Source organism: Dyadobacter sp. HNCC25DJ183 (assembly GCF_056895175.1).
Genome location: NZ_JBXHAP010000003.1, coordinates 226,517 through 242,804, shown reverse-complemented (window position 1 = coordinate 242,804; position 16,288 = coordinate 226,517). Strand labels below are relative to the sequence as shown.

At 45.8% G+C, this 16,288-nt stretch carries 15 protein-coding genes; 4 read left to right on the top strand and 11 right to left on the bottom strand.

All coding sequences use genetic code 11. The features are described from left to right. Window positions 1-112 precede the first annotated feature (112 nt). Window positions 113-1,390 carry a hypothetical protein gene (locus tag AC1XTG_RS08480; protein ID WP_056289846.1) on the bottom strand — a complete coding sequence of 426 codons (1,278 nt, stop codon included), beginning with the start codon at window positions 1,388-1,390 and terminating at the stop codon, window positions 113-115. A gap of 181 nt (window positions 1,391-1,571) precedes the next feature. Between AC1XTG_RS08480 and proS the strand changes: the two genes are divergently transcribed. Both proS and AC1XTG_RS08470 read left to right on the top strand, forming a co-directional pair. After that, on the top strand, window positions 1,572-3,047 hold the full coding sequence (proS, locus tag AC1XTG_RS08475; RefSeq protein WP_484841655.1) for a proline--tRNA ligase: 1,476 nt from the start codon (window positions 1,572-1,574) through the stop codon (window positions 3,045-3,047). A 64-nt stretch (window positions 3,048-3,111) separates the two neighbouring features. Continuing rightward, window positions 3,112-3,540, top strand: coding sequence for an FKBP-type peptidyl-prolyl cis-trans isomerase (locus AC1XTG_RS08470; RefSeq protein ID WP_056289853.1), 429 nt, complete (start codon window positions 3,112-3,114; stop codon window positions 3,538-3,540). 39 nt (window positions 3,541-3,579) lie between these two features. Here AC1XTG_RS08470 and AC1XTG_RS08465 read toward each other — a convergent pair whose 3' ends face one another. Together AC1XTG_RS08465 and dprA are read right to left on the bottom strand one after the other, a co-directional pair. Then, entirely contained in the window at window positions 3,580-4,209 is a 630-nt protein-coding gene (locus AC1XTG_RS08465) for an AlbA family DNA-binding domain-containing protein (protein ID WP_484841654.1), read from the bottom strand. Between the two features lie 3 nt (window positions 4,210-4,212). Then, entirely contained in the window at window positions 4,213-5,337 is a 1,125-nt protein-coding gene (gene dprA / locus AC1XTG_RS08460; RefSeq protein ID WP_484841653.1) for a DNA-processing protein DprA, read from the bottom strand. A 117-nt stretch (window positions 5,338-5,454) separates the two neighbouring features. Here dprA and AC1XTG_RS08455 point away from each other — a divergent pair, with 117 nt between their 5' ends. Beyond that, entirely contained in the window at window positions 5,455-7,278 is a 1,824-nt protein-coding gene (locus tag AC1XTG_RS08455; protein WP_056289863.1) for an alpha-amylase family glycosyl hydrolase, read from the top strand. Window positions 7,279-7,331: 53 nt separating this feature from the next. Here the strand turns inward: AC1XTG_RS08455 and lepB (AC1XTG_RS08450) are convergent, their stop codons facing one another. The 8 genes from lepB (AC1XTG_RS08450) to AC1XTG_RS08415 all read right to left on the bottom strand — a co-directional run bounded on the left by lepB (AC1XTG_RS08450) (window position 7,332) and on the right by AC1XTG_RS08415 (window position 14,793). Further along, a complete protein-coding gene (gene lepB / locus AC1XTG_RS08450; RefSeq protein WP_484841652.1) occupies window positions 7,332-8,510 on the bottom strand; it encodes a signal peptidase I in 1,179 nt (392 codons plus the stop codon). A gap of 137 nt (window positions 8,511-8,647) precedes the next feature. Continuing rightward, on the bottom strand, window positions 8,648-9,784 hold the full coding sequence (lepB, locus tag AC1XTG_RS08445; protein ID WP_484841651.1) for a signal peptidase I: 1,137 nt from the start codon (window positions 9,782-9,784) through the stop codon (window positions 8,648-8,650). A 36-nt stretch (window positions 9,785-9,820) separates the two neighbouring features. Continuing rightward, window positions 9,821-10,540 carry a 4-hydroxy-tetrahydrodipicolinate reductase gene (dapB, locus tag AC1XTG_RS08440; RefSeq protein WP_056289872.1) on the bottom strand — a complete coding sequence of 240 codons (720 nt, stop codon included), beginning with the start codon at window positions 10,538-10,540 and terminating at the stop codon, window positions 9,821-9,823. A gap of 27 nt (window positions 10,541-10,567) precedes the next feature. After that, complete coding sequence (locus AC1XTG_RS08435) at window positions 10,568-11,254, bottom strand: DUF5683 domain-containing protein (protein WP_484841650.1); 687 nt, start codon at window positions 11,252-11,254, stop codon at window positions 10,568-10,570. A gap of 3 nt (window positions 11,255-11,257) precedes the next feature. Further along, entirely contained in the window at window positions 11,258-12,175 is a 918-nt protein-coding gene (locus tag AC1XTG_RS08430; RefSeq protein WP_056289877.1) for a ParB/RepB/Spo0J family partition protein, read from the bottom strand. 21 nt (window positions 12,176-12,196) lie between these two features. After that, window positions 12,197-12,994, bottom strand: coding sequence for a ParA family protein (locus AC1XTG_RS08425; protein ID WP_056289880.1), 798 nt, complete (start codon window positions 12,992-12,994; stop codon window positions 12,197-12,199). Window positions 12,995-13,159: 165 nt separating this feature from the next. Continuing rightward, window positions 13,160-14,182 (bottom strand): SPASM domain-containing protein, encoded by a 1,023-nt coding sequence (locus tag AC1XTG_RS08420; protein WP_484841649.1) that lies wholly within the window; start codon window positions 14,180-14,182, stop codon window positions 13,160-13,162. Window positions 14,183-14,328: 146 nt separating this feature from the next. Continuing rightward, the gene (locus tag AC1XTG_RS08415; RefSeq protein WP_484841648.1) at window positions 14,329-14,793 is read right to left on the bottom strand and encodes an Lrp/AsnC family transcriptional regulator; all 465 of its coding nucleotides are present in this window, start codon (window positions 14,791-14,793) and stop codon (window positions 14,329-14,331) included. Between the two features lie 177 nt (window positions 14,794-14,970). On the opposite strand from AC1XTG_RS08415, the gene ald reads away from it, so the two are divergent. Further along, window positions 14,971-16,083, top strand: a complete 1,113-nt coding sequence (gene ald / locus AC1XTG_RS08410) for an alanine dehydrogenase (protein WP_484841647.1) — start codon at window positions 14,971-14,973, stop codon at window positions 16,081-16,083. Window positions 16,084-16,288: the final 205 nt, after the last annotated feature.

Here is a 16,288-nt window from a genome sequence, read left to right as displayed (position 1 = left end):
GTCGATGTTGAAAAATAGCATTTAAGAACTTTAACACTCATTTAAACGAAAACCCTGCAAAAATATGGCATTTTGCAGGGTCTCTATATGTAATAAAATTACATTACTTCAGTTATCTTGGTCCTCTTGAAGAAGGGCTTGAAACTCTTCCTCCACCGCCGCCACCAGATGGTGCGCTGTAACTTCTTGAAGGCGCGCTATAACTTGGTGCACTGTAAGTACGGGTCGGCGCACTGTACGATTCGCTTCTTGAGGGCGTATAAGTTCTGGCAGGACTGTTGTAGTCAGACTGGCTTCTTGAAGGTGTATAAGAAGGCGAGTTATATGTACTGCTGCTTCTTGACGACCTTGGCGTATAGCTGCCTGTTGCTGCTGAATTTGGCTCAGAATACGTGCTTGCATTGGCTTGACGTGGACGCGAGTAATATACATTGTTACCCTCGCTGCTTCCGCGTGAAGAATAACCACTATTAGCAGTTCTTCCACCCGGGTTTGAAACTTCACCTCTGTTGTAGGATCTTGACGATCTTGGGGAAACGTAATTATCGTTTGCAGAAATCGCATTCGAAGCGCGTCTTCCACCTCTGTCACCTGTAACACCACCAGCAGACCGTGACGGAGCTGATGTTGCATTTCTTACGCCGTGGGTTCCATTTGTAACAACTCTCGGGCCATATGTCCTGGAAACGCCTCTTTCAGGACTGTTCACTACGATAACCGGACGGCTGTAAGCCCACGGCGAGTAGCCGTAACCTCCTCCGAAACCGTATCCGCCGCCGTAAAAGCCGTCATAATATCCGTAAGGGCTTCCAAGGCCCCATGGACTATTATAACCAAACGGATCATAACCGTAAGCCATCATACTTCCGTAGCCCATTCCGTATCCCATCATACTACCACCCCAGGGAGAGTAACCAAATGGAGAATATCCGAACATTGAACCCATTCCAAATCCGATATAAGGGCTGAAACGCATTGAGTTACCATATCCGAAGCGCATTCCTGCACTCATCATACCTGGCCAGTAAGAGCCCATTCCTCCGAAATTAGAGAACCGGCTTGCCTGATTATAACCGTCTACAAAACCTGCATTATAACCTACATCGCTTGAAATCGCACGTTTGGCACCTCGCGATGACAAGTACGATTCGTCGTAATAATCACTTGTTCCGTTCTCAGCGTATTCACCTGTATAGCTGTAATCCGGGTTGTCCGTGCGGGATAATTCCTGATCTGCACCTCTGTCTCTCGTTACTACCCCCGAAGCAGGACCGCCACCGTATAGGTCGTCGTATCCACCCGAACGCGATATCTGTTGATTATTGGTACATCCCCAAGCTCCCAGCAAAATAAGCAAAGAAAGATGCTTTGCTTTGTTGATTGTACTCATGGCTTTAAAGGATTAAATGTTTGTTGCTAATATAGTTATAAAATCTATTCCAAACTAGTAAGTAAACGCCTGTTACATGACATTAATTCCAAAGTTAACATAAAAAACTATCTTTGCAACTGCTGCAAAAAAGAGCATTTATAGCAGTATACTCCATTTTCATTACAAAATAATCCTAATAATGAGTAAATCCCTGCCAACACGAAGTGAAAACTACTCCGAATGGTATAATGAGCTGGTAAAACGTGCTGATTTGGCTGAAAATTCTGCTGTCAGAGGTTGTATGGTGATCAAACCTTACGGCTATTCAATCTGGGAGAAGATGCAGCGGGCACTTGACGATATGTTCAAGGAAACGGGCCACACCAATGCCTACTTCCCGCTTTTTATCCCTAAATCTTACCTTAGTAAAGAAGCTTCGCACGTGGAAGGCTTTGCGAAGGAATGCGCCGTTGTAACGCATTACCGTCTGAAAAATGACCCGAATGGAAAAGGAGTAATCGTTGACCCGGATGCAAAGCTGGAAGAAGAGCTCATTGTTCGCCCGACTTCGGAAACGGTTATCTGGAGCACGTACAAAAACTGGATCCAATCATACCGCGACCTGCCTTTGCTGATCAATCAATGGGCAAATGTGGTACGCTGGGAAATGCGGACGCGCTTGTTTTTAAGAACAGCTGAATTCTTGTGGCAGGAGGGACACACCGCGCACGCTACTGCACAGGAAGCAATTGCTGAAAGCGAGCAAATGCTTGAAGTGTACGCCACATTTGCAGAAGAATGGATGGCGCTACCCGTAGTAAAAGGAATTAAAACAGCCAACGAGCGTTTCGCAGGGGCGGAAAATACATATTGCATTGAAGCTTTGATGCAGGACGGAAAAGCATTGCAGGCGGGTACCTCTCACTTCCTGGGCCAGAACTTTGCGACTGCATTTGATGTAAAATTCCAGGATAAGGACGGTAAACTTGAATATGTCTGGGGAACTTCATGGGGCGTAAGTACACGCTTGATGGGCGCACTGATCATGGCGCATTCTGACGACAGCGGCCTGGTACTGCCTCCGAAACTGGCACCAATCCAGGTTGTAATCGTTCCTATTTACAAGAATGAAGAACAGTTGCAGCAGATTTCAGATAAGGTTGCAGAGATTACGAAGCAGCTGAAAAAGATGGGGATTTCTGTTAAGTACGATTCAAGCGACGCGTACAAACCTGGGTACAAATTCGCGGAATATGAGCTGAAAGGAGTTCCTGTAAGGCTGGCTCTTGGCGGACGGGATCTTGAAAATGGCACCATCGAAGTGGCACGGAGAGATACCAAAACCAAGGAAACAGTGAGCCTCGATGGAATTGCTGAGCATGTAAGAGCACTTCTGGACAATATCCAGGAGTCCATTTACAACAAAGCGCTCGCTTTCCGCAAAGAGAATACGCATAAAGTGGATACGTTTGAAGAGTTTAACGAAGTGCTGGATACCAAAGGCGGGTTCATCCTGGCACATTGGGATGGTACCTCCGAAACAGAGGAAAAAATCAAAGAAGAAACCAAGGCAACAATCCGCTGCATTCCCCTGGATCAGGAAGAAGAGGCAGGAACCTGCATTTACTCAGGTAAACCTTCGACTGGCAGGGTCGTTTTTGCAAGGGCATACTAATTTTATCACCAGTTGTACATCATCCGGAAGGCTGGATATTTTTAACCATTTAAGAAAAAGCAAAATGAAGCAGGCGCAGGCAGGAGATAATGTACAGGTACATTACAAAGGCACTTTACCGGACGGACAGCTTTTCGACTCATCGGAAGGCCGTGACCCGCTCAATTTCCAATTAGGCAGCGGACAGGTTATCAAAGGATTTGATGACGGTGTAACAGGGATGGAAGTTGGTGACAAAAAGACGATCCACATTCCCAACGAAGAAGCTTACGGCCCGATCAATGAAGATATGATCATCAATTTCGATCGCAGCCAGATTCCTTCTGATATCCCTCTTGAAATCGGCAGCACCCTGAATATGCATCAGGATGGTGGCCAGGTTATTCAGGTCGTTGTACGCGAAGTTACCGAGGACACCGTAGTTCTGGATGCAAATCACCCGCTGGCGGGACAGGATCTCATCTTTGAGCTTGAGTTGGTAGGAATCAACTAAATGAAACGAAAAAGGATCAGCCGAGTGCTGATCCTTTTTTCATTCAGTCCATTTCAAACTGAATATCTCCGGTCTTGTTCCCGGTATTTTCAACAAAATCTGCCGGGCAGCCAGGTCCTGCAACATCCGTTCAGCCCGCTTTTCTGAGATGTTGATCATACGGGAAAATAACTTTGCTGAAACTGAATCGGACGTTTTAAGGTAAGAGACCAATGTTTTTACATGGCGGTTTGCCAGTAACTTTTCAGTTTGCCCATCGCCATCATTGTAAAGCAGCAGCTTGGGAATAGGGACGCTCTTGTCTTTTACCCTGATATAAATGGTACGTGCTCCACGCTCATTCAACACATAATGCGGCTTATCCTCACTTTCCTTGATTTCCACAACGAGCAGCTTTTTGCCCGCTGATGTCTGGGATTTGATCTGTACCAATAGATTGGGTTCGATGTAATCTGTCAATGCTTTTTCCAGCTTCTGTAACTCGGTCAGCTCGGAAGGTACGCCGGTTACAATACCCGTATCCGCCACACCGACCAGCAATATGCCGCCCGAAGTATTGGCGAATGAAACAATGGTCTTCGCTATCTTGGCCGGACTGTCAATCTTACTCTTGAACTCAACAGTCAGCCCCTCTCCTTTCTTGATTATCTCGTCAGTATTTATGCTCATTCATCAAATTAAACTGTATTTCTTACCAGGTAACGAGCGGATCATTCCCTGAAATTCCAGGTTCAGCAATAATGTTGCCAATTTATTCAAATGGAGACCTGATTGCCAGGCCAACTCATCGATCTGAGTCGGCCCTTTCTGTTTCAACATCGATAACACTTGTCCTTCGTCCTGGGTGAAACCTTCAAAACTGATATGTTGCGGCCTTTGTTCCATAACTGAGGTCGGATCGTTGTTCATGGTCCAGTTAAGGGCTGTGGCAAGATCTTCGACAGAGGTGAAAATAGAAGCTTTATGGTCTCTGATCAGCATATTACAACCTTCTGACTGATTATTGCCGATCATACCCGGCACTGCATATACATCACGGTGATAATTCTGGGCAAATTCAACCGTGATCAGACTGCCGCCTTTCTTCCCCGATTCCACCACAATCACAACATCGCTCAACCCCGCAATAATTCGGTTTCGTGCCGGAAATCTCATGAAATCAGGTTTTGTCTGCAATGTATTCTCAGTAACAATTCCTCCATTGATCTGCATTTCTTCGGCAGTTCGTTTGTGCGTCGCTGGATAGATCACATCTAGCCCACTCGCCATTACTCCGATGGTAGGGAGGTTATGCTTGATGCACGCGCGGTGCGCAGTAATATCCACGCCATAAGCCAGCCCGCTCACGACGAGCGCGTTGTAAGGTTCCAGATCCCGAACGATGGTTTCGGTAACTGCCTTTCCATATTCACTGATTTGCCTCGTACCCACAACACCGACAGCTCTTTTTGCATTGAAATCGATTTCTCCCCTTGAATAAAGTACAATCGGCGCATCGTAAAGTGGTTTCAGTCGGAGCGGGTAGGTTTGATCCGTGAAGAAATGGAGATCGATAAGCTCCTTATTACATCTGATATATTCCTTTTCAGCCCAATCCAGCTCACTTTTAGCCAGAACTGCTTTAACGACCTTGTCCCCTACTCCCGGGATCTTTATTAATTTCTTGTAATCGGCATCAAATACTTTTGAGGCGCTGCCGCAGTAGCTGATCAGTTGTCTGATCGTGACAGAGCCGACTCCGGGGGTTTGTACAAGTGCGAGAATGCAGATCTTTTCTGCCTCTGAAATACCTTCCATTTAAGTGTGTTTTTGTGTAAAGACTGTCGCGGTGCCCTCAGAAAAAATGTGGCATGCATTTTGTCAATATACGTCAATGAATCACCTAAATACAACTTCATTTACCAAACAGCTAGTATGGAAAATTTTAATACCGATAACGCCGAAACGATTGAACATTACGAAGGCATGGGAGCAACCTGTTATCCGGAGGGAGTATACTACCGGGTTTGGGCACCACACGCCGAGAGTGTTTCCGTAATCGGCACCTTTAATGATTGGAATGAGACTGCAAATATGCTTCAAGCCGAAGAAAATGGTTATTGGGGCCTTTTAGTTGAGAACTCCAAAGAAGGAGATGAATATAAATTTTTATTAAAAACACCCGCAGGTGATTTGCATAGAAATGACCCTTATGCATTGAAAATGACGAATTCTGCCGGTAACTGCATTGTATATAACCATGCTTCTTTTGACTGGCAGGACACTACTTTTCAGATCCCAAGCTGGCACGAGATCGTCATTTACGAGCTGCACGTCGGCACATTTAATGTAAAGGATAAGGATCAGGTTGGTACCTTTTACACAGCCATTGAAAAATTGCCCTATCTTAAAGAAATGGGCTTTAATGCAATCGAGCTAATGCCTTGTGCCGAGTTTCCGGGATCGCGTTCGTGGGGATACAATCCTGCAAACCCGTTTTCCATTGAGGCAGACTACGGTGGTCCGGACGGACTGAAAGCCTTTGTTAAAGCTGCACACGAAGCCGGGTTAGCTGTCATTCTGGATGTGGTTTACAATCACTTTGGTCCGTCAGACCTGGATTTGTGGCAGTTTGACGGCTGGTCGGAAAACGACGGGGGCGGTATTTACTTTTACAACGACTGGAAAGCGGAAACACCCTGGGGAAGCACGCGACCAGATTACGGGCGCGGCGAAGTACGTCAGTATATCCGCGACAATGCATTGATGTGGCTGAAAGATTACCGCGTCGACGGATTGAGAATGGATATGGTACCATATATCAGGAATGTAAAAGCAGACGGTAATCCCGGAAACGATATTCCCGAAGGAATTTCACTGATGCAATGGATCAATTCCGATATTCGCCAGCATTACCCCAATTGCATTACCATTGCAGAGGATATGCATTCCCTGGATTTCATCACCAACTCCGTTGAAAATGGCGGTTTGGGATATGGATCGCAGTGGGATGCCGAGTTCGTGCATACTGTAAGAGACGCGATCATTACCCAGCACGATGGCGACCGTGATATGGTAAAAGTTGCAGACGCGATCAGCTCGCGTTTCAATTCGGACTATTTCCAGCGCATTATATACACAGAGTCGCACGATGAAGTCTCAAATGGTCAGGCAAGAGTAGCAGAGGAGATTGCAGATGGTGACGTAAATAACTGGTACTCTAAAAAGCGGGCGGCACTCGGTGTGGCACTTGTGCTCACTTCTCCGGGTATCCCGATGATATTTCAGGGTCAGCCGCTGCTGGAAGACAAATGGTTTTCGGACAGTGACCCAATCGACTGGACGCGATTGGAAAAATTCAGCGGTTTCGCAAATCTGCACCGCGATCTGATCCATTTGAGAAGAAACTGGTTTGGCGTAACAAAAGGTCTTCAGGGGCAAAATGTTGAGTTGATCCGTGTTGATAATGAGAAGAAGATTATTGCAATGCACCGTTGGAGCGAAGGCGGGCCGAAGGACAGCGTTATCGTAGTTTTGAATTTCTCAATTGAAACCTTCGATGATTATAAAATCGGCTTCCCGAGAGGCGGCACTTGGAATTTGAGGTTCAACAGCGACAATGAAGACTACGATCCAGACTTTTCTCACATTGGAATCAAGGACATTGAAACTTTCGAGGGTGAAATGGACAACCATCCTTTCCACGGATCTTTACAAATCCCCCCATATACCGCGCTGATTTTCTCTCAGGAAGAGTAACGTATTCAGAAGCAAAAAGAAAGTCCGGCTTGATATCGAGCCGGACTTTTTCATTACCTGATAATCCGAAAAACTCTTTCCCAGCGAATTTTTTGAAAAAAGCTGGTCGGATCAGGATCAATAGACATCCATACAAAAACTGCTTTACCAACAATGTGATCTTTGGGAACGAACCCCCAATAGCGTGAATCAGCGGAATTATGGCGGTTATCTCCCATCATGAAATAATAGTCCTGACGAAACGTGTAGCGTTCAAGCGCCTTTCCATTTTGTAATATCTTCCCATTCTCAATGGTTATACCTGCATTCCCTTCGTCACTTTTGATTACATCGGCATACAATGCGACATTACCAGCATTGAGCGTTATCGTTGCGCCCTTCTTAGGTACCAAAATGGGGCCGTAGTTATCCTTGTTCCAGTCGAGTTGATCCGAGTTAGGGAACAGGTAAGGCTCCTTCAAACCTTTATCCAAGAGGATCGGCTGAATGCGTTTTACAAAATCGTAAGCTTTTAGCTTCTCGACAGTCTCATCTGTCGTCTTAATGATGTATCCAAATTCATCATTGGACGCAATGGTATCGCCAAAACTCTCGGTAAATGGCGCGTAGTCCACTACCCCGTTGCGCCGGAATACATTTTCTTCATTAACCTGCGTAGTAGCTGACAAGAAATATTCCTGCTGCATTCCCGGCGGATTAGCAGCCGGCACGCCATTGATCACAACCTGCCCCGCCTTTACTTCCAGTTGATCACCTGGGATTCCTACGCACCTTTTAATGTAATTGGACCGAAGATCGACCGGATGCGGGTGCAGGTCTGGCAGTACGTTGCTGTACTTCTGGTAAGTGTCGGGATGCTCCACCGGTAAGTTGAACACCACCACATCACCATTTTTCACATCCGTAAAGCCGGGCAGTCTGAATTGCGGGAGCTGGATCCAATCGAGGTAAGATGGAATCTGCGTACCCCAGATCGTCTGGTGTGTAAGCGGTACCTGCAACGGGGTGATCGGCGTGGTAGTACCGTAATGCAGCCTGCTTACGAAGAGGTAGTCACCTACCAGCAAGCTGTTTTCCATCGATGGAGTCGGGATTACAAATGCGCTGAAAAATAGCCACCGGATCAATGAAGCTGCTATTACAGCAAATAGGATGGAGTCAAACCACTCGCGGAAAGGAGTTTTCTTGTGAGGCTGCTGTGTGTTCTTAGGGGCAATTTCGAGAACAGGCATAAAAAAGGATCAAAGATGCATGCGCAAGATACTTATTACAGATATAAATAATCAATATGTATATTAATTTTTCTTATACATTGGTGCACAAAAAAAGAGAGACTTCGCAGCCTCTCTTTTCTTAAGAATCATTCTAGTTAATTAATCACACGGAATATGCGGCTCCAACGGATTTTATTGAAGAAGCTCGTCGGACTAGGATCAATGGACATCCACACGAATACTGCCTTTCCTACAATGTGATCTTCCGGAACAAACCCCCAATAGCGTGAATCCGCTGAGTTATGGCGGTTATCCCCCATCATGAAATAATAGTCCTGCTTGAACGTGTAGCTGGTAATTTCCTTTCCGGCGATCTTAACCGACTTTTCTCCGAGCTCCACGTTCTCATTCTCCTCATAGTTTTTGATCACCGTACCGTAAAGTGCTACATTCTCCGGTGTCAATTGTACAGTAACTCCTTCTTTCGGGACAGTTACAGGTCCGTAGTTATCGCGGTTCCATTTAAACAATGTTGAATTTGGGTACAACATCGGTTCACTAATGTCCTTCGAAGATTTCACCAGTGTAATCCCTTTTACAAAGTCGTAGGTTTTAAGCTTCGCAGCGATTTCTTCGGTTGTGAAAACAAGATAACCCTGCTGATCATTTCCCGGAATTGTATCATTATAGCTTTCAGAATACGCGTTGTACTCAGAAATTCCATTTTCCTTGAACACTTTTACTTCATTTACCGCAGTGGTAGTGGCAACAAAGTACTCGTTCTCCATTCGCGCCGGATTTGGCTCAGCGGTACCATTTGCATAAACCTGCAAGTCGCGCACTTCGAGCTTGTCGCCGGGCAAACCAACGCAACGTTTGATATAGTTGGTCTTCAAATCTACCGGATGCTGCATTTCAGGCGGATAATTGAACACGACCACGTCGCCGCGTTTTACTTCGCTGAAACCCGGCAATCTGTATTGAGGAAGCTGGATGGCATCGGTATAGGAAGGAATATTGGTACCCCAGATCGTCTGGTGCGTCAATGGAACCTGTAATGGGGTTTTTGGCGTGCGGGTACCGTAATGCAGCTTGCTGACAAACAGGAAATCCCCCACCAGCAAACTATTCTCCATGGACGGAGTAGGAATTGTAAACGCTTCAAAAAACAGCCAGCGGATCAATGTTGCCGCGACCACAGCAAATAGAATGGAATCAAACCACTCCCGTACTGCCGATTTTTTCTTTTTTGTACTCACTTTATCTGAAATTAACTCTCTGTTAATAGCCATGCTTTTTTGTTGCTTTTATAAGATAGAAGGGGCGACTTAATCTAGATTTTCAAGCAGATCGTTCATCCCGAACACACCTGCTTTGCCAGGCAGCCACTCGGCCGAAACCACTGCGCCTAATGCAAATCCATCGCGATTGTGGGCTGTATGCGTAATTTCAATGGTATCAACCTGTGATTCGTAACGGACAATGTGGGTACCCGGTACTTCTCCCAGCCTTTTAGCTTCAATTTGAATAAAACCTTCCTCATCCTCTGGTGCAAGCTTCCATCCTTTCTGCTCGCCGCTGCCTTCCATAATACCTTCGGCGAGGGTGATCGCAGTACCGCTGGGCGCGTCCAGTTTGTGGATATGGTGTATCTCAGTCATCGAGCTGCGGTATGCCTGTCCCTTCATCAAACGTGCGAGCTGCTTATTTAGCCGGAAAAACAGGTTAACGCCAATGCTGTAATTAGAAGCATAAAAGAAAGCGCCTTTGGTATCCAGACAAAGCTGTTCTATCTCTGTTCTGTGTTCAAGCCAGCCCGTTGTTCCGCTTACAATCGGCCAGCCCTTTTTTAAACAATACGTTATATTCTCAAAAGCAGATTCCGGAGCGCTGAATTCAATGGCCACGTCAACATCTTCCCGGCCTAATTCTTCCATTTCTGCTCGGTTTTGCAGGTCAATTTTTGCTACGATCGTATGCCCTCTTTCGATTGCAATCTTCTCAATCGTTTTCCCCATTTTGCCGTAACCGAGTAACAGTATTTTCATTAACTACAATATTTGATTCAATAAAAGCTATTTAATATTAAAAACAAGCCGCACGCCCGGAGCTGGTGTCCGCATTGCCGGCTGCTGAAGTTTAGGCTCTATTCGCAATGTAAGGTCATCGGAAAGATCAAAAGTCTTCAAATGCGCCGCTACATTAGCCTCAATAATTGAAAGTGTGTATATCAGGCCGGTCACGATCAATGCAAATCCGCGGTTACGTCGCCAGTAATTTTTTCCTCTTAAAGCCTGGTCCCTGCTGGCAGGCTGGTAGGTGCTGCTGGTATTAAGCAAGCTTCTCACTCTTACTGTTACCGTGGAATCAACCAGTTCCGGCTTTGGCTGGCCGTAAGTCGGACTGTTCTTGTCGAGATTGTAAAACTCTTTGTAAGCCGACAAATAGTCGTGGTATTTCAAAGAATTCAGGTAATAAGTGTAAAGTCCGCCGCCGAATGCAAGATATACAATAGGCGCCTTCCAGTAGTCGCGGTTGTAAATCTGGCCAAGTCCGGGTATCAGCGCCATTCTGGTCGCGGTTTTGGGAACAGGCATGAAACCTTTAACCTTTTTTAACGTATCACCCGGTAGCAAAACAGTGCTATCGTTCACCACAATGGGAACATTCAGTGTTTTAACGCTGTCTCTTGGGATCGTGTTCTGCGCCGATACAGCCCCGGATAGTAGCAGGATTACCGCCGGTAAAAACCAGTTTTTCAAGTCCTATTTGAATTTCAATGTTTCCAAAATCTTCTTTAATTCATCCTGAGACGTGAATGGGATCTTAATTTCTCCCTTGTGGTTCTCATTGCTCTTTACGGAAACCTTCGCTCCGAAAAATGAAGATAATTGAAATTGTAATGACTTTATTTCCTGATTAATTGTCACCGGCTTCTTGTCGGTCAGCGAGCTGCTGCTCATCATCCCGAGCTTTCTTACCTCGTCCTCTACCTTTCGCACAGACCAGCCTTCTTCAATGATCTTGTTGAAAATTTTAAGCTGGCTCTGGTCGCTGTTGATGGTGATAATGGCCCTGGCATGTCCCATACTGATCTTATTGTCACGCAATGCAGCCTGGATCACGGGAGGCAATTTCAACAAACGGATATAGTTATTGACAGTTGTCCTGTTCTTACCGACACGTATACCGAGTTCTTCCTGTTTCAGGTTACATTCCAGTATCAGGCGCTGGTAGCTGAGGGCAATCTCAATGGAGTTAAGGTTCTCACGCTGAATGTTTTCGATCAGCGCCATTTCCAGCATTTGCTGGTCATTGGCAGTCCTGACGTACGCAGGAATGGTATCCAGCCCGATCAGCTTGGAAGCCTGCAACCTGCGCTCTCCCGAAATCAGCTGGTATGAATCTTCGGCAAGCTGCCTTACTGTAATGGGTTGGATAATACCCTGAACGCGAATGGAATCTGCCAGTTCCTGCAAGGCTTCCTGGTCAAATTTGGTACGCGGCTGGTAAGGATTTGCTTCAATCTGATCGAGATTGATCTCATTCATGGAGCCAACCACCTCGGCAGCAGGCAATCTTGAAGTTGTTCTTGAATTATTGACTTTTTCAGAATCCTGCAGAAGAGCTCCCAAACCTCTCCCCAGCCCTGTCATCTTTTTGGTCTTGCTGCTGTTCTCCATCGTTTAGCTATTTGATCGTTATTAGTTGACCCCTAGTTTTTTATCCGAGGATAGCAGACCGTTTTTACTTAATATCTCTCTTGCCAGGTTCAGGTAACTTACTGCACCCTTACTATCAGAATCCTGCGCCATCACAGGGATACCATAGCTCGGAGCCTCGCTGATCCGGACGTTTCTTGGAATAATGGTATTGAAGACGAGTGATTCGAAGTGATTGGTAACTTCATTGACAACCTGATTCGACAAACGCAAACGCAAATCGTACATTGTCAGCAATATACCTTCTATGATAAGGCCTGTATTCAGTCTGGACTGGATAATAGTGATCGTATTGAGCAGCTTACCGAGACCTTCCAATGCGAAGTACTCGCATTGAACGGGAATGATAACCGAATCCGCAGCTGTAAGGCTATTGATCGTGATCAAACCAAGTGAAGGTGAGCAGTCGATGATAATGAAATCGTAGTTGTCCCGAACTTCCGCAATCGCGTCTTTCATTCGGTTCTCCCGGTTTTTCAGATTGATCATTTCAATCTCAGCACCAACCAGGTCAATATGTGAAGGCAGTAAATTCAGGTTTGGAAAATCGGTTTCCAGAATAATTTCGGAAGCTTTTGCCTGTTCCACCATGCATTCGTAAATGCTGTTTTCCATTTCCTGCGGGTTAAAACCCAGACCGGAAGTGGAATTAGCTTGTGGATCAGCATCAATGATTAAAGTTCGAAATTCCAGTGCAGCCAAACTGGCGGCCAAATTGATAGCGGTGGTCGTCTTTCCTACTCCTCCCTTTTGATTCGCAATTGCAATTACTTTGCCCATGTATCCTTTTGTGTTACCGATTTCAAATTTCAGTTATTCAGGGCAATTCACCAAAAAATGTTCCACGCAGATTTGCCTAAAACATTCAGCGTATTTATAATCAATTAATTAGGGTAGATTATTATTTAATTAGAAATGGAAACGAGCCACTTGTAACCCTATGTTTCACGCCCAAACCTGCGTTCCCTCAGTACAATTCTTGCACATTTCAATCTCGGAACGAGAGCGGATCAGCGACGCCCGGAAGTCTTCGTATTTCTTGCCGCGCCAGAGCTGTCGGAAAGTTTGTCGCTTCATATCCCCCAGCTTGTATTCGGCATCCTTGTCAAAGCAGCAGGGCACCACAGCGCCGTCCCAGGTAATCACGCATGAATGCCACATTTTCCAGCAATGATCGACGAATTTATTCTTGATGGAATAACTTCCGTTGTCATGTTTCTGGTAGCGGGAATATTTGTCAATCGTGGGAATAAGTTCAGAACCTTCTTCATAATCGTAAATTTGGGCGGTTTTCAATCCCACCTCGTCAACACCCATTTCCTCAGCCAGCTTCTTCACTTCCTCTATCTGGTGCTCATTCGGCTTTACGACCAGGAACTGGAAAATCACGTGCGGCGTGCTCGAATTGAGCTCCTTTTTCCATTTGATGATATTGCGTGTTCCTTCAAGTACCTTTTCGAGGTTACCTCCTACCCTGTACTGCTGGTAAACGTCCTGCGTCGTTCCATCGATGGAAATAATCAGCCGATCCAGGCCGGATTCCACCGTTTTTCTCGCTTTCTCATCCGTGAGATAATGCGCATTCGTGGAAGTAGCCGTGTAAATACCCTTATCGTGAGCGTATTGTACCAGCTCAAAGAATTTAGGATGCAGGTAAGGCTCTCCCTGAAAATAGAAAATCAGGTACAAAAGCGTATCGGCAAGCTCGTCGATTGTCTTTTTATAAAGCTGCTCTTCCATCATTCCGGTCGGCCGGGTGAAAGAGCGGAGGCCGCTGGGGCATTCCGGGCAGCGCAGGTTGCACGATGTAGTAGGCTCGAAAGAAATGGCTATTGGCATACCCCAGTGAACCGGGTTACCTGTCATTTTTGAGTAAAAGTAGCTGCTCAATATCTGAATTGCATTCCAGGCACGTCTGGGCGTCACCTTCGACATTAAATTCAGTCCATCCTTAAAGTTTTTATTCATTTGTTGGACAAGCTACTGGCTTAAAGCTTTTGGCTATTAGCTGTTAGCTCTTGGCTTATATAGTTGATAAATATGTCATCAGTGAACATTAATGGACCGCTCCCAACGGTAGCAACCGAAAGAAGCTAACAGCTAATAGCTAACTACTAATAGCCCACTGAAATTCCAGTAGTATGCTTTATCTCTGAAATTACGAAATAACTGCTGATGTGTAACACGCTTTTCAATGCAGAAAGTTTTTGCTGATAGAATTGATTATATGCTTCCCCATCCTCAACGATTACTTTCAGCATATAATCAAAGTTACCTGACACGACCGAACATTCCAGTACTTCGCTCATTTTCACTATCGCCTGGTTGAAGTCCTCAAAGCTTTCCTTACGCTGCTTGTCGAGGGTAACATTACAATAAACAACGAGGCTCTTGCCAAGCTTGCGCCTGTTCAGGAGACACACATATTTATCTATAAATCCTTCTTTTTCAAGCTTTCTGATGCGTTCGTGAACCGGGGTAACAGAGAGGTTGATCCGGCTCGCTATTTCTTTGATGGTAAGCTGGGCATCGTCTTGTAACAATGCCAGAATTTTGCGGTCCGTAGCGTCAGGTTGCATATAGTTTTTTTTTCTGATTGCCGACTTCCAGAAAGGGCAAATGGCAGGATTTTTTCTTGCCGGCTGGCATAAAATTAGTTTTCTTTTCTGTCTTAAAGCAGATTTCTGGTGTCTTTTTCCATAACACTCTAATTTTGACGCCTTTCCTGCAATTCAAAATCCCAAACCACTATTCACATGATCATTGGTGTTCCAAAAGAAATTAAAAACAACGAAAACCGCGTCGCGCTGACCCCGGCCGGGGTTACCGAGTTCCGCAAGCAGGGCCACGAAGTTTACATTCAGGCCGAGGCAGGAAAAGGAAGCGGGTTCAGCGACGAGGAATATGCAGGCGCCGGTGCCATTATTCTGCCTACGATTGAAGAAGTGTACGCGATCGCCGAAATGATTATCAAAGTCAAAGAGCCGATTGAAAGTGAATACGCACTTATCAAAGAAGGACAGCTCCTCTTTACCTATTTCCACTTTGCCTCATCAGAGCCTCTTACCTACGCGATGATGGAAAGAAAGGCAGTTTGCCTGGCTTATGAAACTGTAGAGAAAACGGACAGAAGTCTTCCATTGCTGGTACCAATGAGCGAAGTTGCCGGCAGAATGGCCGTACAGGAAGGTGCCAAGTATCTTGAAAAACCAATGGGTGGATTCGGTATCCTGCTGGGCGGAGTAGCGGGCGTGAAGCCGGCGAATGTGCTTGTGCTCGGCGGCGGAATCGTGGGCACGCAATCAGCGAAAATGGCGGCTGGCCTCGGCGCAAATGTGACTATTGTGGATATCAGCCTGCCGCGCCTGCGTTACCTGGAAGATATTATGCCCGCGAATGTCGATACAGTTATGTCGAACGAATACAATATCCGTGAGTTAGTTAAAGGTGCAAACCTGATTATCGGCGGCGTTCTGATCCCCGGCGCAAAAGCGCCCTCACTCATTACCCGGGATATGCTCAAACTCATGAAGCCCGGTACCGTTATGGTCGACGTGGCAATTGATCAGGGCGGCTGTTTTGAAACTTCCAGGGCAACCACACACGAGCACCCTATCTATGAAGTGGACGGAGTAGTGCATTATTGTGTTGCCAACATGCCTGGCGCCGTGCCTTATACATCTACACTGGCTTTGACAAATGCAACTTTGCCTTATGCACTTCAGCTGGCAAACCAGGGATGGAAAACAGCCTGTACCCGCAATGAAGAACTCAGGAAAGGATTGAATGTAGTGAATGGAAAAGTAGTGTTCAAGGGTGTTTCTGAGGCATGGAACCTACCCTATACAGATGTGAAAGAATTGTTCTGATTTGACAAACCTGCTAAGCAAACCTGACGGAGATCGATCTGTCAGGTTTTTTACTTTCTAAAAATATTACAATTAGTTTTTTAGCGCAGGTTGTGTTTTCCAATAATCTTCTTACTTTTGCATAAAATTAACGAACATCCGTTCGCTTCTCTGCTTCATACGGTCAGGCATTAATCTAAAAGTAGCAACCGACCTCTAATCGCCG